General features: G+C 70.6%; 22 protein-coding genes and 3 pseudogenes. 9 read left to right on the forward strand and 16 right to left on the reverse strand.

The window, feature by feature from the left end:
• Positions 1 to 352: 352 nt before the first annotated feature.
• The 10 genes and pseudogenes from KME75_RS26155 to KME75_RS26205 form a co-directional block, all read right to left on the reverse strand.
• Positions 353 to 1,516 carry an iron-containing alcohol dehydrogenase gene (locus KME75_RS26155; protein WP_219417535.1) on the reverse strand — a complete coding sequence of 388 codons (1,164 nt, stop codon included), beginning with the start codon at positions 1,514 to 1,516 and terminating at the stop codon, positions 353 to 355.
• A gap of 50 nt (positions 1,517 to 1,566) precedes the next feature.
• Positions 1,567 to 2,453: pseudogene (locus KME75_RS46930) on the reverse strand (aldehyde dehydrogenase family protein).
• Positions 2,375 to 2,740, reverse strand: coding sequence for an aldehyde dehydrogenase family protein (locus KME75_RS46935; protein WP_219417538.1), 366 nt, complete (start codon positions 2,738 to 2,740; stop codon positions 2,375 to 2,377). Before KME75_RS46935 ends, KME75_RS46930 begins: the two are co-directional and overlap by 79 nt.
• Positions 2,622 to 3,026 carry an aldehyde dehydrogenase family protein gene (locus tag KME75_RS46940; RefSeq protein WP_219417539.1) on the reverse strand — a complete coding sequence of 135 codons (405 nt, stop codon included), beginning with the start codon at positions 3,024 to 3,026 and terminating at the stop codon, positions 2,622 to 2,624. Before KME75_RS46940 ends, KME75_RS46935 begins: the two co-directional genes overlap by 119 nt.
• Positions 3,013 to 4,665 carry a xylulokinase gene (locus KME75_RS26180; RefSeq protein WP_308283087.1) on the reverse strand — a complete coding sequence of 551 codons (1,653 nt, stop codon included), beginning with the start codon at positions 4,663 to 4,665 and terminating at the stop codon, positions 3,013 to 3,015. Before KME75_RS26180 ends, KME75_RS46940 begins: the two co-directional genes overlap by 14 nt.
• Positions 4,607 to 4,789, reverse strand: a complete 183-nt coding sequence (locus tag KME75_RS26185; protein WP_219417541.1) for a hypothetical protein — start codon at positions 4,787 to 4,789, stop codon at positions 4,607 to 4,609. Before KME75_RS26185 ends, KME75_RS26180 begins: the two co-directional genes overlap by 59 nt.
• 43 nt (positions 4,790 to 4,832) lie before the next feature.
• A complete protein-coding gene (locus KME75_RS26190; RefSeq protein WP_219417542.1) occupies positions 4,833 to 5,447 on the reverse strand; it encodes a TRAP transporter large permease subunit in 615 nt (204 codons plus the stop codon).
• Complete coding sequence (locus tag KME75_RS46115) at positions 5,344 to 6,582, reverse strand: phenylacetate--CoA ligase family protein (protein ID WP_219417543.1); 1,239 nt, start codon at positions 6,580 to 6,582, stop codon at positions 5,344 to 5,346. Before KME75_RS46115 ends, KME75_RS26190 begins: the two co-directional genes overlap by 104 nt.
• A complete protein-coding gene (locus KME75_RS26200; protein ID WP_219417544.1) occupies positions 6,579 to 7,409 on the reverse strand; it encodes a cyclase family protein in 831 nt (276 codons plus the stop codon). The genes KME75_RS46115 and KME75_RS26200 overlap by 4 nt, the downstream gene beginning before the upstream one ends.
• Positions 7,406 to 8,560, reverse strand: a complete 1,155-nt coding sequence (locus KME75_RS26205; protein WP_219417545.1) for an acyl-CoA dehydrogenase family protein — start codon at positions 8,558 to 8,560, stop codon at positions 7,406 to 7,408. Before KME75_RS26205 ends, KME75_RS26200 begins: the two co-directional genes overlap by 4 nt.
• Before the next feature lie 454 nt (positions 8,561 to 9,014).
• Between KME75_RS26205 and KME75_RS26215 the strand changes: the two are divergent.
• The 3 genes and pseudogenes from KME75_RS26215 to KME75_RS26225 all read left to right on the forward strand — a co-directional run bounded on the left by KME75_RS26215 (position 9,015) and on the right by KME75_RS26225 (position 11,879).
• Positions 9,015 to 9,812: pseudogene (locus KME75_RS26215) on the forward strand (tripartite tricarboxylate transporter substrate binding protein).
• A gap of 10 nt (positions 9,813 to 9,822) precedes the next feature.
• On the forward strand, positions 9,823 to 10,305 hold the full coding sequence (locus KME75_RS26220; RefSeq protein WP_281424689.1) for a tripartite tricarboxylate transporter TctB family protein: 483 nt from the start codon (positions 9,823 to 9,825) through the stop codon (positions 10,303 to 10,305).
• Positions 10,306 to 10,325: 20 nt separating this feature from the next.
• Positions 10,326 to 11,879 (forward strand): tripartite tricarboxylate transporter permease, encoded by a 1,554-nt coding sequence (locus KME75_RS26225; RefSeq protein ID WP_219417549.1) that lies wholly within the window; start codon positions 10,326 to 10,328, stop codon positions 11,877 to 11,879.
• Positions 11,880 to 11,930: 51 nt separating this feature from the next.
• On the opposite strand, the gene KME75_RS26230 is transcribed toward KME75_RS26225, so the two are convergent.
• From KME75_RS26230 to KME75_RS26255, 6 genes are all read right to left on the reverse strand, one after another.
• Entirely contained in the window at positions 11,931 to 12,626 is a 696-nt protein-coding gene (locus KME75_RS26230; RefSeq protein WP_219417550.1) for a TetR/AcrR family transcriptional regulator, read from the reverse strand.
• A gap of 109 nt (positions 12,627 to 12,735) precedes the next feature.
• On the reverse strand, positions 12,736 to 13,818 hold the full coding sequence (locus KME75_RS26235; RefSeq protein ID WP_219417551.1) for a branched-chain amino acid ABC transporter permease: 1,083 nt from the start codon (positions 13,816 to 13,818) through the stop codon (positions 12,736 to 12,738).
• Positions 13,815 to 14,669, reverse strand: a complete 855-nt coding sequence (locus tag KME75_RS26240) for a branched-chain amino acid ABC transporter permease (RefSeq protein WP_219417552.1) — start codon at positions 14,667 to 14,669, stop codon at positions 13,815 to 13,817. The genes KME75_RS26235 and KME75_RS26240 overlap by 4 nt, the downstream gene beginning before the upstream one ends.
• On the reverse strand, positions 14,666 to 15,394 hold the full coding sequence (locus KME75_RS26245; RefSeq protein ID WP_219417553.1) for an ABC transporter ATP-binding protein: 729 nt from the start codon (positions 15,392 to 15,394) through the stop codon (positions 14,666 to 14,668). Before KME75_RS26245 ends, KME75_RS26240 begins: the two co-directional genes overlap by 4 nt.
• Positions 15,391 to 16,176 carry an ABC transporter ATP-binding protein gene (locus KME75_RS26250; protein WP_219417554.1) on the reverse strand — a complete coding sequence of 262 codons (786 nt, stop codon included), beginning with the start codon at positions 16,174 to 16,176 and terminating at the stop codon, positions 15,391 to 15,393. Before KME75_RS26250 ends, KME75_RS26245 begins: the two co-directional genes overlap by 4 nt.
• Before the next feature lie 29 nt (positions 16,177 to 16,205).
• On the reverse strand, positions 16,206 to 17,417 hold the full coding sequence (locus KME75_RS26255; RefSeq protein ID WP_219417555.1) for an ABC transporter substrate-binding protein: 1,212 nt from the start codon (positions 17,415 to 17,417) through the stop codon (positions 16,206 to 16,208).
• Positions 17,418 to 17,614: 197 nt separating this feature from the next.
• On the opposite strand from KME75_RS26255, the gene KME75_RS26260 reads away from it, so the two are divergent.
• The 6 genes and pseudogenes from KME75_RS26260 to KME75_RS26285 all read left to right on the forward strand — a co-directional run bounded on the left by KME75_RS26260 (position 17,615) and on the right by KME75_RS26285 (position 21,616).
• The gene (locus KME75_RS26260) at positions 17,615 to 18,421 is read left to right on the forward strand and encodes an enoyl-CoA hydratase/isomerase family protein (RefSeq protein WP_219417556.1); all 807 of its coding nucleotides are present in this window, start codon (positions 17,615 to 17,617) and stop codon (positions 18,419 to 18,421) included.
• A 26-nt stretch (positions 18,422 to 18,447) separates the two neighbouring features.
• Positions 18,448 to 19,125 (forward strand): enoyl-CoA hydratase/isomerase family protein, encoded by a 678-nt coding sequence (locus KME75_RS26265; RefSeq protein WP_219417557.1) that lies wholly within the window; start codon positions 18,448 to 18,450, stop codon positions 19,123 to 19,125.
• Positions 19,126 to 19,450: 325 nt separating this feature from the next.
• Complete coding sequence (locus KME75_RS26270) at positions 19,451 to 19,603, forward strand: hypothetical protein (protein ID WP_219417558.1); 153 nt, start codon at positions 19,451 to 19,453, stop codon at positions 19,601 to 19,603.
• Positions 19,604 to 19,615: 12 nt separating this feature from the next.
• A pseudogene (locus tag KME75_RS46945) lies at positions 19,616 to 20,008 on the forward strand (nuclear transport factor 2-like protein); the annotation flags it as partial.
• Positions 20,005 to 21,093, forward strand: coding sequence for an SDR family oxidoreductase (locus KME75_RS26280; protein ID WP_219417559.1), 1,089 nt, complete (start codon positions 20,005 to 20,007; stop codon positions 21,091 to 21,093). The pseudogene KME75_RS46945 and the gene KME75_RS26280, both read left to right, overlap by 4 nt.
• Positions 21,094 to 21,208: 115 nt before the next feature.
• On the forward strand, positions 21,209 to 21,616 hold the full coding sequence (locus KME75_RS26285; protein WP_219417560.1) for a helix-turn-helix domain-containing protein: 408 nt from the start codon (positions 21,209 to 21,211) through the stop codon (positions 21,614 to 21,616).
• Positions 21,617 to 21,718 lie beyond the last annotated feature (102 nt).

Genomic DNA, 21,718 nt, shown 5'->3' on the forward strand with positions numbered 1-21,718 from the left:
CGGTGCGTCCCGTCGTTGTCGGGGCTGCTCTCCACCCGGTCCGGTCGTCTCACCGGACCCGGCTGCCCCCAGCTTCGACCGCTCCTCTGCGACGGAGCGGCGGCGCGGGACTCACACCCGCACACGGATCACAGCGCCTCGTGGCGCACGGTCTCTCACCCCCACACGATCACTTGGCGCCTCGTGGCGCACCCAGCAGTTCTTGCGAGGCAGCTCGGCGAGCATGCCGTCCAGGAACGCTGCGAACCGGCGCCGAGGCTCGACCCCGACCCAGAAGCAGCCACTCAGGACCCTGGAGACGTAGAGGGTCACACCTGGACGCAAGACGGTGTCGACGCCCGGCAGCGCCTCATCAGAGCGAGCGGGTCATGATGCCGACGAGGTCCGCCGCGTTCGTCGCCCGCGGGTTGACCTGGATGTTGCCCGCCGACTTCATGGCCTCCTCCGCCAGGCTCGGAAGGTCCTCGACCGTCACGCCGTAGTCGCCGAGCCTGCGCGGTGCCGCGACGTCGGTGACCACCTGCTCGACGGCGGCGACGCCGGCGTCGGCGGCATCACGCAGGGACAGACCCTCGACCGGCTCTCCGAAGATCCTCGCGATCCTGGCGAATTTGGTCAGGTTGCCGACCACGTTGAACCGCATCACCTCCGGCAGCAGGATCGACACGACGTCGCCGTGTGGGATCTTGGCCTTCGCGCCGAGCGGCATCGCGAGCGCATGTGCCAGCCCGAGCCGAGTGGAGTTGAACGCGGCGGCCGCCATCGTGGAGGCGAGGAGCATGTCCGAGCGCGCGGCGAGGGTGTCGCCACCCCACACGGCATCGCGCAGCGAGCGGGCGACCAACTCCATCGACTTCTCCGACAAGGCCTCCGAGAACGGCTGCGTCGCCTTGTTGACGTAGGACTCCAGCGCGTGCGCGAGCGCGTCGAGGCCGGTGACTGCGGTGAGCCGGGGTGGGAGGGTGACCGTGAGGTCCGGGTCGCAGAGCGCGAGGTCCGACGTCATGTGCGGGCCACCCACTCCGTACTTGACCTTGTTGGTCTTCTCGGAGATGACCGCCCAGATCGTCGCCTCACTGCCGGTCCCCGCGGTCGTGGGGATCGCGATGACCGGGACGCCCTTCTGGGTGGGGATCCCGAGTCCGGCGTAGTCGCGGATGTGCCCTGGATTGCGGCTGACCAGGGAGATCGCCTTACCCGTGTCGAGCACGCTGCCGCCGCCCACGGCGACGACGAGGTCGCAACCCTCGGACGCCAGCAGTTCCACGCCCCTGTGCACGCCGGCGGCGTCCGGCTCCGCCTCGACCTCGGCGAACAGGACGTGCTCGATCTTCGCCTCGTCGAGCAGCGAGGTCACGCGCTCGGCGATTCCGATGCCGGCCAGCACCTCGTCGGTGACGACGAGGACCCGTGTGCCCCCGAGGTCGGTCACTCGCTGCCCGAGGTGCGCCAGAGAGCCCGACCCGAACTCGATCCGGGTCGGCAGCTCGAAGATGAAATGGCCGTGGGAATGCACTGTCTGTCCTTCCGTTCGGGGTCACTCGCAGCGGTTCCGTCGACCCGGTCTCACCGGCGGTAGACGTGGTAGACGGCCTTGAGCGAGGTGAAGAAGTCCGTGGAGGTGTCACCGATGCCGTACGCCCCCTGGCCGGACTGCTTCACGCCGCCGAAGGGGACCTGGCCCTCGCTCGTCGTCCCGTGGTTGACGTGGACCATCCCGCTCTCGGACCCGCGCACGAAGGCGTGCGCGACGTCCATGTCGTCGGTGAAGATCGCGGCGGTGAGCCCGTAGCGGGTCTCGTTCGCCACCTCGAGGGCCTCCTCGAAGTCGGCGACCGGGATCACCGAGAGGACCGGGCCGAAGACCTCCTCGAGGGCCAGGGTGCTTCCGCGGGGGACGTCGGTCACGACGGTCGGGGGTAGTAGTGGCCATCGTCGTAGCCGCCGCCGCTGAGCGGGCTGCCGCCGGTCAGGATGTGCGCTCCCTCGCGCGCGCCCTGCTCCACGTAGCCGTGGACCTTGTCGAACTGGTCCTTGCTCACAATCGGCCCCATGGCGGTTCCCTCGTCGAGCCCGTGTCCCACCCGGATGGCCTGCGCCTTGTCGACCAGGGCCCGCTCCACCGGCTCCTTCATCTCGGGTTTGACGATGACGCGGCTGATGGCGGTGCACCGCTGCCCTGCCACGGCGAACGCCGCGGCCGAGATCTCCGCGGCGGCGTGCTCGACGTCGGCGTACGACGTGACCACGGCGGCGTTCTTGCCACCCATCTCGAGCTGGAGCCGCACGTTGCGGGCGGCCGCCTCCCCGGCGATCCGCAGTCCCACGTCGGTCGAGCCGGTGAACGTGATCCCCGCGATGGCCGGATGCGCGGTCAGCGCGGCGCCGACGTCGGAGCCGCCACCGAGGAGGAGGTTGAACACGCCCGCCGGCACGCCCAGCCGGTCCACCATGGCCGCGATGTGAACCGACCCGGCGCCTGCAGAGCCGGTTTGAGGACGACCGGGCACCCGCAGACCAGCGCCGGAACGACCTTCCGCAACGGGCTGAGGATCGGGAAGTTCCACGGTGTGATGGCGGCGATCGGCCCGATCGGCTCGCGGATCGTGGCCACCTCGGTACTACGGCGGACGCTGGGGAAGGTGCGGTCGCCGAGCCGCAGAGCCTCCCCCGCCCAGAAGCGCATCTCCGACACCGCGCGGTGAGCCTCGCTGCGGGACTCCGCCAACGGCTTGCCCATCTCGAGGGAGACGATCCTCGCGATCTCCTCGAGGGTTCTCGCGCCAGAGCTCGACGAGGCCGTAGACGAGGTCGCTGCGCTCGCTCGCGCTGGTCAGCTTCCAGGCCGGGAGCGCGTCGTGCGCGGCGGACGCGGCCCGCTCGGCGTCCTCGGGAGACGCGAGGAGGTAGCGGGAGACGACGTCGTCGGTGCGCCCCGGGTCGACGAGCTCGACGTGCCGGGTGTCCGGCGCGGCCGTCCACTCGCCGGCGATGTAGCTGCGCCAGTGTCCGCTAGGCAGATCCACAGGAGGAGTCCTTTCGGGTCCGGAGGGGTGCGGAATCGTGGGTGGTCGCGTGCCCGACAGCGCGTTGAAGCGGGCCGAACAGCGGCTGGAGGGCCGGGTAGAGCGCCTCGTACGCGCGGTACACCTCGTCGTAGACGGCCCGCGTCTGCGCACTGGCGGTGGGTTCCACCCGAGAGGTGGGGACGGGGACCGCGGCTCGTGCCGCCGTCGCCGGGTCGGGGTGCACGCCCGCGGCCGTCGCCGCGAGCAGTGCTGCCCCCCGCGCGGCCACCTCGCCGTGACGCGCACGGTGGAATACCCGCCCGGTCACATCTGCCTTGATCGAAGACCAGAAGGCGCTGGCGGTCCCCCCGCCCACCGAGACGAGCTCGGAAAGAGTGTTGCCGCTGACGCGGCATTCCAGCGCGATGAGCTGGCGCAGGCCGTACGCGGAGCCTTCGAAGACCGAGCGGGCGAGGTCCGCGGTACTCGTGTCGAGTGTCATCCCGACCCAGGCGCCCCGCGCCTCCGGGTCCCAGACCGGACTGCGCTCCCCCGCAAGGTACGGCAGGAAGACGAGGCCCCCGCTACCCGGCGACGCGGAGGCGGCGAGATCGCTCAGCGCGGCGAGGTCACGTCCACCCGGCACGTCCGGCATCACCTGCTCGCACAGCCACGACACCGCCGCGCCACTGGAGGACATTGCGGCGTGCGACAGCCAGCGGCCGGGCACGACGTGCGGTCGGTTCATCGCATGCAGGGCCTCGAGGGGACGGTCACGGCACACCGTGAGGACGCCCGAGGTGCCCACCGACTCGAACGCCTCCCCGTCCTGGAGGCAGCCGACTGCCAAGGCCGCCGCGGCCGTGTCGGCACAGCCCGCGGTCACCACCGCGGCCGTGGGGAGACCCAGTTGTTCCCGCGCCGGCGGCGTGAGGGTGCCCACGGCGCGGGCGGACGGCGCGAGCTGCGGGAGGAGCAGGGGATCCAACCCCAGCATCTCCGCGGCCTGAACCGACCAGCGGTTCGGGGACGAGATGTCGAGGACGCCGGTGTAGGCGGCGTTCGTGGGGTCCATGACCCAACAGCCGGTCAGGCGATGCACCACGAACGTCGCGAGGTGCCCGAACCTCACCGGCCCTCGACCACGGATGGATCGGGCCAGATGTCGCGCCGTCAGTGCGGAGCAGGTCGGCACAGCCACCGGGTTGCCCGTCAACCGCTCGAAGGTTCCCGCGGGGATCCGGGTCTGCAGCTCCGCGACGTCGGCTGCAGAGCGGGCATCTGCGAAGGTGCAGACCGCCGAGAGGACCCGGCCGTCCCTGTCGGCAACCACTGGGGTCGGGCTGGCTGCCGCCACGCCTATCGCGACGACCTCCCGCCCTGGCAGCGAGCGCATCAGCGCGCGAGTGGCCACGACGACAGCGGACCACACCGACTCCGCGTCGATCTCGCGGTGCGCGGGCCGCGGCGAGCAGGAATGGAGGGCGACGCGCTGCAAGCCCAGCGTCGCCCCGTCGGGGGTGAACAGTCCTGCCTTGACCGCGCTCGTACCCACGTCCAGGCCGAGGAGCGCGCCTCCCCGCGCGGTGCGCCTCCGGTCACGGCCGGACCGCCTCCTTCTCGCCCATACCGACCTCGTCGGGGTCGGACGCCCCACGGGCGTCGCCCAGAAGAACGATGCAGGCAGCAGGCCGCGTCCGGCCGGTCTCGCCGCCACGCGTCGGCCCGAGCGCCTGCTCGCCGAGCAGACGGCGCAGATCGACCTGTGTGCCGAGGTGCATCGGACTCCTCAGGTGGTGGGTGTCAGGGAACACGCCGGCCTGCTCACCGATCGGTGAGGAGCTCAACCGGCCACAGGGTGAACTGCGGGACGACCGCGAGCAGGACGAGAGCGACGAGCATGACCACGTAGTGCGGCTTGGCGGCCTTGGCGATCCGTTCGATGCTCAGGCCACTGACGTAGGAGGTGGCGAAGAGGCACATCCCGACCGGCGGTGTCACCAGCCCGAGCGAGAGGCAGGCGACGAGGAACACCACGAAGTGGATCGGGTCGATGCCCACACCGATGGCCGTCGGCATGAGGACCGGGACCAGGATCAGGATCGCCGCGATGATGTCCATGACGGTGCCGACGAGGACCAGGACGACGCCGAGGAGGAGCATCACCACGGTCGGGTTGTCCGATACCTGGGCCACGGCCTCGCTCACCTGCACCGGCAGCCCGTCGATCGTGAAGATGTAGGACGCCGCGCTCGCCACCATCGCGATGAACAGCACGGTGCCCGTGCTCACCCCGGAGCGTACGAGCATGCCCGGGATGCGCCGGACTCCGAGGTCACGGTAGAGGAACACAGCAACGAGGAGGCTGTAGACGACAGCGAGGCCGGCCGCTTCCGTGGGCGTGACGAAGCCCCCGAAGATGCCGCCGAGGATGACCACTGGACCGCCGAGGGCCGGGAGCCCCAGAGACCGAGGCCCACGCCCGCCGCACCCGCTCTCGCCGGCGTCGGTCCTTGCGATCGCGGCCGAGATCGACGCCCAGCGCGGGCAGCGCCGATTCCCTCATGCCACGAGCGAGGCCACCGCGGCGCGCGCGGCCGCAGGCGCACGGGGAGGCGTCGCGGACGACGACGTCGCCGGTCCACCAGCGCACGAGCGGCGTGGCCTTCTTGTCGAGGTGGGTCAGGACCAGCACGCCGGGGCTGCCGTCCGGCACGGGCTGGCGGGAGTCGGCGTCGAGCACCTCGGCGTAGGCGAAGTCCTCGGGCAGGTGTCCGCCCGCCTGCTCCTCGCACTCCCACGCGATGGGCTGGAACTCCAGGCTGCCGTAGCCGTCGAAGCACTTGGCGCCCCACAGCTCCTCGATGCGCGCGCGGGTGGCCGGCACGGCACCACCCGGTTCGCCCCCGACCGTGACACTGCGGACGGCCGACTCGCGGAGCGGGCGGCCGAGTGCGTCGGCCGTGTCGGCGATGTGCACCATGAACGACGGTGTGCCGGCCACTGCGGTCGTCCCGTAGCGGAAGATGGTCTCGATCTGCCGCTCGGTCTCCGCAGCGCCGCCGGGGACGACCGTGGTGCCGACGCGGCCGTACCCGCTGGTGAAGCCCAACCCGCCGACGAACCAGGAGTAGGTGAACAGGCACTGGAAGACGTCGGTGTCGCGGGTGCCCTGGCTGTACGCAGCACGGGCGTAGACGTCGGCCCAGCGGTCCAGGTCGCTCTCGGTCCAGCACACCGGGGTCGGGCTCGAGGTGGTGCCCGAGGAGAAGTGCACCCTGCGGACGTCGCGCAGCGGCGCCGCGAGCGCCGAGCCCCACGGCGGGCTCTCCTCCAGGGTGGCGACGTAGTCGGCCTTGGCCACCAGCGGGAGGTGGCGCAGGTCTTCCAGCGACCGGAGGTCGCCCGGTGTGAAGCCGAGGTCGTCCCACTGACGGCGGTAGAAGCCGCTGGCGCCGTAGACGTAGGTGAGCTGCTGGCGGAGCTTCGCCAACTGGTGCTCGGCGATGCGGTCCCGGGACCAGGTCTCGACCTCGTCCCAGTAGCGCTCGGAGAACGGTCGGGCGGTGCTCACGTCTCGGCCTGCGGGACGAAGGCCAGCGGGCGGATGGGTGATCCGGTGCCGCCCTTGATGCGCAGCGGGGCGGCGACGAAGAAGAAGATCCAGGCGGAGGCGACGACCACCGGCTTCAGGTTCATCGCCTCCATGATCGAGATTCCGTTCTCGACGAGGAGGTGCACGTGCACGTCGAGCGACGGGCTCGGCATCTGCTCGTAGGCGACGGTGTCGCAGCCGCTCGCCCGGATCCCGCGCTCGGAGAGCCAGCGGGCGCCGTCGAGCGACATGCCCGGCGCGCCGGTGTCGACGGCGAGGAACCTCGCTGGATCCGCCCAGTGCTGGTCCCAACCGGTGCGGACGAGCACGACCGACCCCGCCGTCGGCTCGGGCCCGTGCTCGGCGAACCACTTCGCGAGGTGGTCGCCGGTGACCCCGTCGGCCGGCGTGAGCTCCCGGCCGAGCAGCGTGGGCATGTCGACGACGTGCCCCGGCCCCACGATGGGCGCCATCTCGTGCACCGAGTGGACCCCCATCCCGTCCGAGTAGGACTGGTTGCCCTCGATGTCGACGCCGTTGTAGAGCTTGCCGAGCTTCGCCACGTGGGCGAACCCGTCGACGTGGGTGCCCACATGATCACCGGTGGTGATCATCGCGGCGGCCCCCGAGACGCCGCCGGGATAGACGACATCCCCGTGCCGCTTGGTCAGGACGAAGCTGTACGGGGGGTGCACCGGGTGATGCGGGATCCCGGTGTACATCAGCTGGGCGAGGTCGAAGACGCGCATGGCCCCCGGCGCCGGGAACCGGACGTCCATCTCCCACGGGGCGTAGTCCTCGCTCACGCAAGTGCCTCCTTGGCGAGCGCCCGGCCGATGACGAGGCGCTGGATCTCCGAGGTTCCCTCGTAGATCTGCAGGATCCGCTGGTCCCGGTAGAGCCGCTCGGCGACGTTGGGCTTGCAGTAGCCGTCGCCACCGTAGACCTGGACGGCGACGTCGACGGCGTGGTGCGCGGCCTCGCTCGCGTAGAGCTTCGCCATCGCCCCGATTACGGAGACGTCCCCGCTCCGGTCGTAGGTCTCCGCGGCGGAGTAGGTGAGCAGGCGTGCGGCGCTCAGCTCGGTGGCGACGTCGGCCAACGGGAAGGACACGCCCTGGTTGTCGATGATGGGCCGCCCGAAGGTCTGCCGCCGCGCCGCCTCGCGGGCCGCGACCTGGTAGCCGGCCAGCCCCACGCCGGTCGACTGCGCGGCCACGCTGATGCGCCCGGCGTTGAGCGTGTTCAGGGCCAGCCGCAGCCCCCGCCCGGGCTCGCCGAGCATGTCCGCGTCGGTGACGTGGGTGTCGAGCTTGAGGTTGCTCGTCTTCGTGCCGCGGATCCCCATCTTGTCCTCGTAGCGGTCGATCTCGACGCCGGCCGCGTCGCGGTCGACGAAGAAGGCGCTGATGCCGCGCGGACCTGCGGCAGGGTCGGTGCGCGCGAACACGACGTAGTGCTGGGACGCACCCCCGTTGCCGATGTAGATCTTCTCGCCCCTGATGCGGTAGCCGTCGCCGTCCCGTTCCGCTGTCGCCTTGATGGCGTTGGCGTCGCTGCCCGCGCCCACCTCGGTCAGCGCGAAGCTGACCGCCTCGCCCCTGGCCATGCCACCGAGGTAGCGCGCCTGCTGCTCCTCGGTGCCCGCCAGCAGGATCGGAGTGCCGCCGAGCGCGTAGGCCGTGAGGATCGCCCCCGTCGACGCGCACGCCCTCGAGACCTCCTCGATGACGGCGCACGTGGTGACGAAGGAGGCCCCGGCACCCCTGAAGCGCTCGGGCACGAAGAGCCCGGCGAGGCCCGACTGCACCAGGTGCTCGACGTTCTCCACGGGATAGCGCTGCTCCCGGTCGAGCTCCTCGGCCAACGGCGCGAAGTAGCGCTCGGCGAGGTCCTTGGCGGTGTCCAGCCACTTCAGTCCGTCGTCATCGAGCTCCGGGCCCCACACCACAGCCATTCGCGCTCCGATCTCCTGCCGCGGCCCAAGGTGTGGCGCCCACGGCGCTTGAGTGCATGCTGAGGCCCAACCTACTCGGCAGGATGTCCCGGAGACAAGAGCTCCACGCTGGTTGCAGAAGAACCCAGAAGAACCACATAGAGTGGCCGATGCACACTTGCGCCAGACGTCGCGACGTGACATACACCTCGGTAGGTTGGCATTTTGTCAGTGCCTGCAGCGGTCTCGGTCCCTCCGCAACCGCTGTTCCCTCGATCCGAAGAGGCCCACGATGAGACCTCCACGTCTCCTCTCCGTTCTCGCCGCAGCGCCGCTGCTCGTCCTGGCTGCCTGCGGCGGCGATGGCACTTCCGCCGGCTCGTCAGACCGCGCCGGCGGCTATCCCGAGCGCACCGTGCGGTTCATCGTCCCGTACTCCGCAGGCGGGCCGACCGACATCGGCGCCCGCGCGCTCATGCCGTGCTTCGAGAAGCGGCTCGGCGGTACCTGGATCGTGGAAAACAGGCCAGGCGGTGCCGGGGCGCCGGCGATGACGGAGATCGCCGGTGCGCGGCCGGACGGCCACACGCTCGGCGTCGGGTCGCAGTCCACGTTCGTCACGACACCCCTCGTTGCCGACGGCGCCAGCTACACCTACGAGAGCTTCACGTAGGCGGGCCAGATGATGGAGTTCCCGAGCGTCTGGTTCGTCAAGGCCGACAGCCAGTACCAGACCATGCAGGACCTGCTCGAGGCTGCGAGAACCAAGCCGGGCGGCATCTCGGTCGGCACCAGCGGGACGCAGGTGTCGTTCTCCCTCGCGACCCAACAACTCGCCACCCGTGGCTACAACTTCACGGTGGTGCCGTTCCAGGGCACGGCCGAGGCCAACACCGCAGCGCTCGGCGGCAACGTCGACGCCCGTTGGGAAGCGGCCGACTCATCGACCCTGAAACTCATTGAGGACGGGGAAATCCGGCCCCTGGCCACGGGCGCCAAGCAGCAGCTCGCGATCCTGCCCGGCGTGCCGACCCTGGCCGAGGTCGGCATCGTCGACATCCTCGCCACCCGGACGTTCTACGGCTTCGTCGGCCCGAAGGGGCTCGAGCCAGCCATCGCGGACACGCTCACCGAGACGCTCGAAACGTGCGTGCGCGAGGATCCGGAATACCGCACGGCGATCGGCGAGACTTATGCCGAGTACGCAAGCCCCGAGGAGATCCTCGAGCGGCTCGGCGAGTACCACGCCACCGTGTCCGAGATCCTCGCGTAGCCGCTGGGCGATGGACGAACAGGAGCAGGCGCGGCCGCATGCCGCCCACCGCGCGCCCAGGTCATACCGGCGATACATCGGGTCCGTACCGCCACTCCTCCTGGGTCTCGCCGGAGCCATGCTCTCCACTCGTCTCGGCCTCGGGACCCTGCGCCAGCCGGGGCCGGGACTGTGGCCATTCCTGGTGAGCCTCGCCCTGTGCGTGTTCGCCGTCGCCAGCCTCCTCGGTGACCGGGGCGAGATCGACCCGGACACCCTGCCGCTGCGACGGATGCTCCTGGGCGTTCTCAGCCTCGCGCTGTACATCCTCGGCTTCGAGTACCTGGGCGTCGTCCTCCCCACGCTCCTGGTGCTCCTGCTCTGGCTGCGGGTTCTGGCCCGCGAGACGTGGCGCTCGAGCCTCGTCATCGCGGTGGCCTCCACAGCTGCGCTGTGGGCGATCTTCGACCTACTGCTCGGCGTCCCCCTCCCCGCCGGCGTGCTCGCGTTCTGACTCGACCCTCCGGAGCTCGGATGAATCTCATCGACTCCCTGGGCACCGGCTTCGCCGTCGCCCTGACACCCGAGAACCTGCTGTACGTCCTCATTGGGTGCGCTGTGGGCACGGTCATCGGCGTGCTCCCGGGACTGGGCCCGACGACGACGATCGCGCTGCTGCTCCCGTTGACGTACACGGTGCCCCCGGCGTCGGCCGTGATCCTGCTCGCCGGCATCTACTACGGTTCGATGTACGGTGGGACGATCACGTCGGTGCTGCTACGGATGCCCGGTCAGGCGGCCTCCGTGGTGACGACCTTCGACGGCCACCAGATGGCCCGACAGGGCCGCGCGGGACACGCGCTCGGCATCGCGGCGATCGGCTCCTTTGTCGGTGGCATCCTGGCCGTCGTCGGGCTGGCCGCACTCGCCATCCCGATGGCCGAGCTCGCGCTCACCTTCGGGCCGGCGGAGTACGCGGCGTTGGCGGCCCTCGGCATTGTTCTCGTCGCGTACCTCGGCACGCGTTCGTTCGCCAAGTCCATGGTGATGGCGTGTCTTGGCCTGCTCCTCGCCGTCGTGGGACCCGATCCGATTACCGGAGCGGCCCGATTCGCCTTCGGCAGCCCCGACCTGTACAGCGGTCTGGACCTCATCGCCGTGGCGATGGGCCTGTTCGGCATCGGCGAGCTGTTGTACACCGCGGCGCACCCCGCAACCGTGACGCCGATCACCGGCAAGGTCGGCGGGACGCTGCCGTCGAGGGCCGAGATCCGCGCATCCGGCTGGCCCATCGCCCGCGGCTCGGTCCTCGGCTTCTTCATCGGGGTCCTCCCCGGGGGCGGCGGCCTCATGGGATCGCTCGCCTCTTATGCGGCCGAGAAGCGGATCGCCAAGGACCCGTCCCGCTGCGGGAAGGGTGCCATCGAGGGGGTCGCCGGGCCCGAGACCGCGAACAACGCGTCGTCCACCTCCGCCTTCATTCCGCTGCTCACGCTCGGGCTGCCGTCCAACGTCGTCCTGGCGCTCATCTACGGCGCGCTGCTCATCCAGGGCATCACCCCCGGCCCTTCTCTGGTGAGAGACTACCCGGATGTCTTCTGGGGTGTGATCGCCTCGATGGTCGTCGGCAACGCCGTCCTGTTGCTCCTCAACCTGCCGCTGGTCGGCCTCTTCGTCCGCATCCTGCGGGTGCGCAGCGGTGTTCTGGCTTCGGTGGCCATCGTCATCACGCTCATCGGCGTCTACAGCGTGAACAACCGCGTGTTCGACATGTGGGTGGTGCTCGGGTTCGGCGTCGTCGGTTACGGGCTGCGGCGTCTCGGCTTCGAGCCGGGCCCGCTCGTGCTCGCCTTCGTGCTCGGTGCGCTGCTGGAGCGCTCGTTCCGCCAGGCGATGCTCATCTCCGATGGCAGCCTGGCGGTGTTCCTCACTCGACCGCTGGCGCTCGCCATCGTGGCCGCAATGGCTCTGCTCCTGATCGCCAACGTCTGGACGGCCCTGCGTCCCAGGCGCACGGTTCCCCCGATGACGCAGCAGGATACGGGGGGCGACGCCGGGACGAATAGCTCCGCGGACGGCAGGTCGTGATCGGACGCTCGTTTGCCCGCCGTGAAAGATGATCCGCTCCCGATGCTCGGGCTACCCCGCCTGCCGGTCGCGGGGCGGTCGCACCACCGAGAGCTGCTCGGACCCCGGAGCCGAGGGCGGCGGCCGGAGGCCGTTGACGACGAAGGTCGCGAACTCGTCGGCGATGTCCTCGACGTCGCTGTCCGGCCGCGGCCGGTACCACATATTGATCCAGTTCAGCGCGCCGAGGACCGGCTTGGCCGCCAGCCGTGGCTTCACGTCGCGGAAGATCCCGGCCCGGACGCCCTCGGCCACGAAGTCGGCGAAGTACTGCTCGTACTCGTCCCGCATATCGACGAAGGCCTGCAGCGCCCGGCGCTGCTTGGCCCCGGCCTCCTGCATCAGGTGCATCTCCGTGCCCTGCACGGCGACCCGGGAGCGGGCGTTCTGGGTCATCATGACCATCGCGTGCATCCGGGCGGCCGCGTGCAGCCGCTCTTCGGGCCGGAGGTCGCGCTGCTCGGCGATCGGTCGGATCTGCTCGAGCAGATCCAGCATGGCCAGCGTGAGCACGTCGAGGAAGATGTCGGCCTTCGACCTGTAGTAGTGGTAGATCCGACCCTTCGTCGCGCCGAGGACCTCAGCGATGTCGTCGACGCTTGTGGCGGTGAAGCCGCGCTCCATGAAGACGGTGGCCGCGGCGTCCAGGACCTCCATGCGTCCCGCCTCCGCGGGCCCCCTGCGGCCGAGCCCGGCCTGCGTCACCACGGCTTCTCCTCGACGACCGGACGATGGGGCGTGGCGGCAGGGGCGGGCTCCGAGAACGGCCACGCCAGCCTGCCACGCCGACCGCCAGATCCTAGACGGTGCGGGGTGGTCATGACGCCCCAGGTTCCGCCGCCGGCTCCGGACGGGACGCCCGCCCACGGGCCAGCCGGCGCACGACGGCCCGCCAGATGCCCACCAGCCCGTCCGGGGAGAGCAGCAGGACGGCGGCCAGCAGTCCACCGAGCACGATCTTGTCGGCGTCACCGCCGAAGGAGAACAGCTGCTGCTGCGTGGTGAGGATGGCCGCCCCGACCAGCGGCCCGAGCAGCAGCCGCCGGCCCGGCAGGATCACGGCGGTCAGCATGAACAGCAGGAAGTACGCCGACAGCAGGTCCGGGCTGACGTAGCTGCGCTGGTAGGCGTAGAGCCAGCCCGCAAGCCCCGCGATCGGCGCGGACAGGACGAACACCAGCACGCGGATCCGGCGGACGTCGACGCCGAGGGTGGTGGCCAGGTCCGGGTTCATCTGGGTCATGAGCGCGGTGGCGCCCAACCGGGACCGGCGGAACCGGGCGATGACCGCGATGACGAGCACGAGGAGGACGAACGCGATGGGCCACAGCTCCGCGTTTGACCGGGCGACGTACTCCCCGCCCACCGCCGGCAGGGCGAGCAACGGGACGCCGACCAGGCCGTCCGAACCGCCGAGGAAGGCGTTGTTGGACACCACTGTCAGGCCGATGACCGCCGCCGCGTAGGTGACTAGGGAGAAGACGAACTCGCGGGTGCGGTTGGTGGCAAGGCCAAGCACCACGGCCAGGACGGTGACGACGGCGATCGCCGCCAGCAGAGCCGGCAGCGGCCCCCAGCCGTACTTCACCGAGAACACCGCCGTCACGTAGGCCCCGCCCGCCCAGAACAGGGTGTGGCCGAGGCTCACCTCCCCCAGGTACGACAGCACGATGTCGATGCCGTAGGACATGATCGCGAAGATGGCGATCAGGACCATCGTCGCGTAGATCCGATCGGAGCCGCCCAGCAGCACCGGAGCCAGGTAGCCGACGACGAGCAGCACGGGCCACAGCGCCAGCCGGACCGCGGCCGGGAGCGCGGGCCGGCGCCCCGTCGAGCCGCTCCACCGGTACTTGCCCGGGGCCGGTTCGCCGCGGACGTCGACGTCGCGCACACTCATCGGATCTTCAGTCCTTCGGGTCGCACCACGAGGACGATCAGCAGCACGGCGAACGCCGCCGCCATGGAGTAGGCGGGCGGGAAGTACGCGCCGAACACGGCGACGAAGACCCCGAGGCCGAGACCCGTGATCAAGCCGCCCAGGATGCTGCCGATGCCGCCGAGCACGACCACCAGGAAGGTGATGATGACCTCCTCGAAACCGATGGAGGTGAGGATCGGGCTGCGCGGCCCGATGATGGCGCCGGCAAGGGCGGCACTGAGTGCGGCGAAGACGAAGACGCCCAGGTAGACCCGCGCGGCGTTGATGCCGTACAACTGGGCGAGCCGGGGGTCCTCGGCCACCCCGCGCACGATCCGGCCGATGTTGGTCCGGCTCAGCACGTAGTAGGTCGCCGCGTACAGCGCGAGCGCGGCAATGATGATCAGAGCGTCCTGCTGGGTGAAGCGCGCCGATCCGACCGCGAGGTTCTCCCCGGTGAACGGGCTCGGGATCCGCTGCGGGTTGCCCCCGAACACGAGTGCCGCGCCGCCCTGGATGAGGTAGCCGAAGGCCAGGGTCACCAGCATCAGGCTCACGATGTTCTGCTCGAGGACGAGCCTGGTCATCGCCAGCTGCATGAGCAGGCCGAGCACGCCAACCGCCACCAGCGCGATCGGGATGGCCAGCAGGTACGGCACGCCCAGCGCCGAGGTCGCCACCCACGTCACGAACGCCCCGAGCATGTAGAGCTGGCCGTGGGCGAAGTTGACCAGCCGAGCCGCTCCGAGCAGGACGGTCCACCCGACGGCGAGCAGTGCGTAGCCCGCGCCGAGCGCGAGCCCGTTCACGAGCTGGTCGAGGAGCTTCACGCGCGCAGCCCTCCCAGGTAGGCGGCGACGATGCGCTCGTCGTCGCGCATCTGCTCCACCGGGCCGGACCCGACGACGCGGCCCTGCTCCAGCAGGTAGAGCCGGTCGGCGACCTCGAGGGTCGCCTTGACGTTCTGCTCGACCAGCAGCACGGACAACCCGCCGTCCACGAGCTCGCGCACGTGCCGCAGCACGTCGAGTACGAGACGCGGAGCGAGCCCGACGGACGGCTCGTCGAGGATGAGCAGCCGCGGCGCCGCCCGGAGGGCACGGCCGATCGCGACCATCTGCCGCTCGCCGCCGCTGAGCGTCGAGCACTTCTTGGACGCCCGCCCGGGCAGCTGCGGGAAGACCTCGTAGATGTCGGACACGTCGTACCGCTTGCCGCCGGCCCCCTTGGGCGGGCTGACGAGCTGCAGGTTCTCCTCGACCGTGAGGCCCTCGAAGACGCCCTTGCCCTCGGGCACGAGGACGATGCCCTTCCTGGTCCGGTGGTGCGCCGGCAGCCCGGCCACGTCGACGCCGTCGAGCCGCACCCCGCCCGTCGCGACGGCCCGGCCGCGCGACCACCCGGCAACCGCGTTGACGAGCGTGCTCTTGCCGGCCCCGTTGGCGCCGGCGACGGCGACCAGCTCGCGCTGCCCGACGGTGAGGTCGACGCCGTGGAGGGCGGCGGTGTGGCCGTAGCGGACCCGCAGGTCCGCGAGCTCCAGCAGGGGGCTCATGCGGTCCTCCCCAGGTACGCCTCCAGCACGGCGGGCTGCCGTTGCACGTCCGCCGGCAGGCCGTAGGCGATCTGCTGCCCGCGGTCGATGACGACGAGCCTGTCGACGATCTCCATGACCAGGTCCATGTGGTGCTCGATGAGGACGATCGCCAGGCCCCGGCTGCGCAGCTCGCCAAGCAGGTCGGCCAGGTTGCGCATGTCGTCGCCGCCGACCCCGGCCGCCGGTTCGTCGATGAGCAGCACCTTCGCTCCGGCTCCGTACGCCAGCACGATCGACAGCACCCGCTGCAGCCCGTACGGGAGGTCGTCGGGGAACAGCTCGTGGTAGCGCGGCCCGACGCCGAAGTCGCGGAGCAGCGCCGCGGCGACGCGGCGGGTCTCCGCCCGCGTCTTCGCCTCCCGCCAGGGGGTGACGATGCTCGGGAGGAGTCGGGTGCTGCCCTGCACCTGGAAGGCCGCCATCGCGTTCTCGAGTACGGTCAGTTCGCCGAAGAACGAGTTCTGCTGGAAGGTCCGGCGCAGGCCCTTGCGGGCCAGCGCCTGGGTCGGCATCCCGGCCGTACTCGTCCCGTAGAGGTAGCAGTCGCCCTCGTGGGGGACGGAGTTGCTGATCGCGGCGAAACTGCTGCTCTTGCCCGCGCCGTTGGGCCCGATGACGCCGACGATCTCGCCGTCGTCGACCGTCCACGACACGTCGTCGAGGGCGGTGAGGCTGCCGTACCGGACGGTCAGGCCCTCGATGCGGAGGGCCACGTCCCGCTGCTGCGCGTCGCTCCTCATCCGTGCGGCCCTCGCCGCGTCGGCGGCGCTCACCCCCACACCGCTTCGTCGACCGGGATCTCCTCGAGGACCTGGATCTCGCCGCCCTGCACCGTGAGGGCGAAGATCCTGAACTTCATCTGGCCCTTCTCGGTGAAGCTGACCTCGCCCAGGATCGTGTCCTGGAACGTCTCGCCCTGGATGGCGTCCGCGATCGCCTGGCGGTCGGTTCCGCCGACCTTCTCGACGGCCTTGCACCAGACGTCGACGCTCTGCGCGCCGAGGGCGCGGTACTTGTCGGGAAGCTCGCCCCCCGACCTCTCGGTGTAGGCCTCGACGAAGGCCTGGTTCCTCGGGATGCTGGTGAGCGGCTCGACGTCGGGGAAGTACAGGTCCGCGGACAGCAGGCCGTCGACCACGGCGCCGCCGGCGAGGTCGATCACCGTCGGCGAGACGGTGCCCGTGCCGGCGAAGTGCCGTGCCTCGAGGCTCGACTCGGCGTACTGCCGGGCCATCGCCGGCATCCCGGACGACTCGGCGGCGTTCGCCGAGAAGACGACGTCGGGGTTCGTGGCCGCGATGTTGCTCAGCGGGATGCGGAAGTCGGTGTCGGTGAAGGCGAACTTCTGCTCCGCGACCACCTCGACGCCGCGCGGCTCGAGCTCGGCCCGCAGCGCGGCACCGGCGTCGTTGCCGTATGCGTCGTTCTGCAGCAGCATCGCCACCCGCTGGGCGTCCAGGGTGTCGGCGATGTACCGCGCGGCGACGTGGGCGCCCACGGCGTTGCCCGCGTTCATCCGCACCGCGGCGGGGTCGGCCCCGCCGATGATGGCGGTGTTCTGGGGGATGCTGGTGATGTTCATGATGCCGGCCCGGACGAGCACCGGCTGGATCGCGAGGGTGACCGGGCTGTTCCACCCACCCATGACGACGTCGACGCCCTGGGCGACCAGGTCGTTGGCGGCGCTCACCCCGGCGGCGGGTGTGCTCTGGTCGTCGCGGGCCACGACCTCGATCTGCCGGCCGGCGCAGCCGCCATCCTCGTTGATCATACCCGCCATGACCTCGATGGCCTCGAGGACGTGGGCTCCGTTTGGCCCGGCGGGGCCGCTCAGCGGCACGATCACCCCGACCCTGAGCGGACCGGAGTCCTGCGCCCCCGAGTCGTCGGCCGCGGGCTGCCCGCTCCCGGTGTTGGCACAACCCGCGCTCAGCGCGGCCAGCACCAGGGCGGCGGCAAGCAGCTTCTTCGAGCCCTTCACAGGCGTCTCCCCATTGAGTCCGACGACCAAGGCGTTGTCCTACTACCGCGTAGGTTGCTGTATACGGCTGTGACCCCGATCGCGTCAAGGCCTTCCGGCGGTACTCGACAAGAGAAACGCCGGAAGACCGAGCGGGCATTGACGGAATACCGATGAGTATGTTCAGCTGCCACGCCCGATCGTGACTGGAGGGCCGAGTGCCAGAGCATGCTGCGTCCGCTCGCGACGATCCCACTGCCCCGCCGGTCCGCTACGAGGTCCGCGAGCACGTCGCGGTGATCACCATTTCTCGTCCGGCTGCCCGCAACGCGCTGAGCACGCAGGTCCTGAGGGGCCTGTCCTCGGGGCTGGACCAGGCGGAGGCCGACCGGGACGTGCGTGCCGTCGTCCTCACGGGAGGTGCGCGCATCTTCGCGTCCGGTGCCGACGTCCGCGAGCTTCGAGCGACCTCACCGGCCGACTACGTGCAGTCCGAGCGGCTCGCGGCATGGCTGCGCTTCGCGCGCTTCCCGAAGCCATCGGTTGCCGCGGTCGCCGGCTACGTGCTCGGCGGAGGGTGCGAGCTGGCCATGACGTGCGACTTCGTCGTCGCGGCCGACAATGCCGTCCTGGGCCAGCCGGAGATCCGGCTCGGCATCCTGCCGGGAGCGGGCGGCACCCAGCGGTGGGCCCGCGTCGCGGGTCGCTTCCGCGCGGCGGAACTGGTCCTCAGCGGGCGCACCATCGGCGCCTGGACCGCGCAGACCATAGGTCTGGTGAGTCATGTCGTGCCGGCGGAGTGCGTCGTCGAGGCAGGGATCGCCATGGCGCGGTCGGTCGCCGTGCACAGCCCGATCGCCGCCCGGCTGGCCAAGGCCGCGCTCCGCGCATCGGAGGAGCTGCCGCTGACCGGGGGGCTGGACCACGAGCGCGCCCTCCTGGCCACGCTCCTGTCGACCGAGGACCACGTCGAGGGCATCGACGCCTTTTTGGAGAAGCGGCCGGCGCGCTTCAGCGGCCGGTGAGTTCGGGAGGACCAGTGCACCCGCAGGTGACAGAGGTGGTCGTCGACGACCCCGGACCCGGGCAGCGGCTCGGCACCGCATCCCGCTCCCGGCTGCGCGCCGAGCTGCGCAAGATCGGCCGTGACGGCGGAACGTGCGCGCTGCTGTCCGTACGGGCGGACGCGTGGCACCACGCGCCCGAGGTCGCGTCGTACGACGCCGATCAGCTCGCGCAGCCGGTGGTCCTGGAGGAGTTCCAGTCGCTGGTCGGCCAGCTCTTCGGCCTCGGGGTGCCGGTGGTCGCCGAGCTCGACGGAGCGGTGTCCGGCCTGGGACTGGCGTTGGCCATGGCAGCGGACCTCCGGGTGGCGACGCCGCGCACAACGCTCTCGCTCGGGGACGCGAGCACGGCCGCCGCACTGCTCGGCGGCTCGACGTGGCTGCTGACCCGGGCGGTCGGGTACGCCACGGTCGCGCACCTCGCGTGGACCGGTGAGGCGCTGACGTCCGCCGTGGCCGAGCAGCGCGGCCTGCTCAGCCGCGTCTGCGACGACAGGTCGGCGGCCCGTCGCCTCGCCGAGTCCCTGGCCGCCGTGCCCACCCCCGCGGCGTCTGCGCTCAAACGGGCACTGACCAGCCGTCAGCGCCGCGACCTCGAAGCGTCGCTCGACTACGAGTCGTGGCTCGCCGGCGTCACCGCGACCGCCGGGGACCCGCGGCGATGAGTTGCTTAGCGGGCGGTGGACCATCGCGGCAGCGGGGACGACGTCGCGGCGACCGCGTCAGGCCGAGTACGGCGCCGGGTCCGCCGGCGTGTCCGCGCCAGGACGCCCGGCGGCCGACTCCTCAGGCTGAGGCGCATCGGCCGCGGCAACCGGACGATCGAGCGCTTCGTGCCACCTGCGATGGGTGCCCTCGTCGCCGATCAGCGCTCCGCACGTCGTGCACGTCTCCCCGTTCACCTGACCTCCCGCGTCGTGGGATCTCTGGTGTGCCCACGAAGCTGACACCGCAACCCTTGGCCGTCGAGTCCCGGTGGAAGGAGATCTGATGCACGACGACGAGGTTCTGCGCCCGGCGCCCGGCTGGGCCCGGTCCTCCGGCCACGCGCGGGTGCAGCCGCCGGTCCCGAACGAGGAGCCGCAGCTCGCCGCCGACCGGCTGCTCATCGCCGAGTGCATCGCCAGCTACGGGTGGTCCTAGGACGAGCGGGACCAGCGGGCCCTCGCCAACTGCTTCAGCGAGGACGGGGTGTGGGAAGGCCAGATCATGGGGCTCGAGCAGGTAGGCCCGTTCTTGGGGAGTGACGCGGTCGCCGACTTCCTCGCCCAGTTCTGGCAGGTTCAGTCCGACCAGCGGCGTCACCTGTTCACGAACCTCGTCGTCGACGATCTCACGCCCGCGCGGGCCACCGCGCACGCGTACCTGCTCCTGACCGCGTCGAGCGGCGGCGCAATGAGCGCGTCACGGCCGGGCCCTATCGGTTCGAGCTCGCGAAGGACGCCGATGGAGTCTGGCGGATCACGCGCCTCGTCGCCGGCTTCGACGCACCCTTCTGACGCGGCGAGGGTCCGGCCGGCAGATCCTGAGGAACGAGGAGACCGATGACTGGAAGCGTGCTCGTGGTCGGCGCCAGCGGGCTGGTCGGAGCCGCGTCCGTGGACGCGTTCCTCGACGCCGGCTGGGACGTCACCGCGGTCTCTCGCCGCAGGCCCGAGGTGTTCAGCGCCGAGCCGTTCCGCCACCTCGCTCTCGACCTGCGGGACCCAGCGGCGTGCCGGGCGGCGGCGGACGAGCTCCCCGGCGTCACCCATGTCGTCTACACCGCGCTGTACGAGAAGCCTGGGCTGGTCGCGGGGTGGAAGGAGCGCGACCAGATGGAGATCAACCTGGCGATGCTCCGGAACCTGCTCGAGCCGCTGGCCGGCGTCGCGGCTCTGCAGCACGTCACCCTGCTGCAGGGGACGAAGGCGTACGGCGTGCACCGGCACCCGATCCGGATCCCGGCTCGGGAACGCCATCCCCGCGACGATCACCCCAACTTCTACTGCCTGCAGGAGGACTATCTCCGCGCGACGTCAGCGGAGTGGGGGTTCGCCTGGACCATCCTGCGACCCCAACTCATCGTCGGACCGGCCTACGGCGTGGCGATGAACCTGCCACCGGTCATCGGGGCGTACGCGGCAATCTGCCGGAAGGAGCGCAGAGACTTCGGTTTTCCAGGAGGAATCGGGTACGTCACCGAGGCGGTTGACACGCGCCTGGTCGCGAACGCGGCCCTCTGGGCCGCCACCTCCCGCAGCGCGTGGGGCGAGCACTTCAACCTCACCAACGGCGAGGTGTTCGAGTGGCGGGACCTGTGGCCCGCCCTGGCCGACGCGCTCGGCGTGGAGCCGGGACCGGACAGGCCGGTTCGCCTCGGCGAGTTCCTCCCCGCCAAGTCCGAGCTATGGGACGACGTCGTCCGCCAGCACCGGCTGCGGCCCCTCAGCCTGCCGGAGCTGCTCGGCGAATCGCACCACTACGCCGACTTCTGCTTCGCCCACGGGGCCAAGTCCATCCCGCCACCCGCGTTCATCAGCACCGTGAAGATCAAGCAGGCCGGCTTCTGCGAGACGTGGGACACCGAGGAGTCGATGCGGTACTGGCTGCAGGTGCTCATCGACCGGCGGGTGCTGCCGAGTAGAAGCTGACCCACCACCCCGCTCGGTGAGCTAGTGCCGTAGTAGGGAAGGTTCGCCCTGTTGTGATCCGACGCGCCGCAGGGGGTGTTTCTCTGCGGGGCACGCGTCGGTGAGCGTGTGCGGGGTGGCTGAACGGGTGCGCGTACGTGAGCTCGATGATGACGAGGGGCGGCGACTGCTGCGGATCATCCGCAGGGGCACCGGTTGCGTGGTGACGTGGCGGCGGGCCCAGATGGTGCTGCTGTCGGCGCAGGGCATGCCGGTGGCGAAGATCGCTGAAGTGTCGTTCACCAGCGAAGACCGAGTCCGTGATGTGATCCACAACTTCAACGCCGACGGCTTCGACTCGCTGTATCCCAAGTACAAGGGCGGCTGGCCGAAGACGTTCACGCTGCCCGAGCGGCGGGAGATCAAGAAGATCGCCAAGTCCACGCCGGCCGAGCACGACCTGTCGTTCTCGACCTGGAGCCTGACCAAACTGGCCGACTTCCTGGTCGCCGAGGGGGTCAGGGGGTCGGCAAAGTCGCGGTGAGTGGGCGCTGAGCTGCGGCGACACGCGGTCGAGGATGTAAGCACGGGCACGACTCCGGTGGTGATCTTGCGGTTCTCACACCAAGCTTGATCATCGGAGAGC

This window comes from Pseudonocardia nigra (assembly GCF_019396355.1).
Lineage (GTDB): Bacteria > Actinomycetota > Actinomycetes > Mycobacteriales > Pseudonocardiaceae > Pseudonocardia > Pseudonocardia nigra.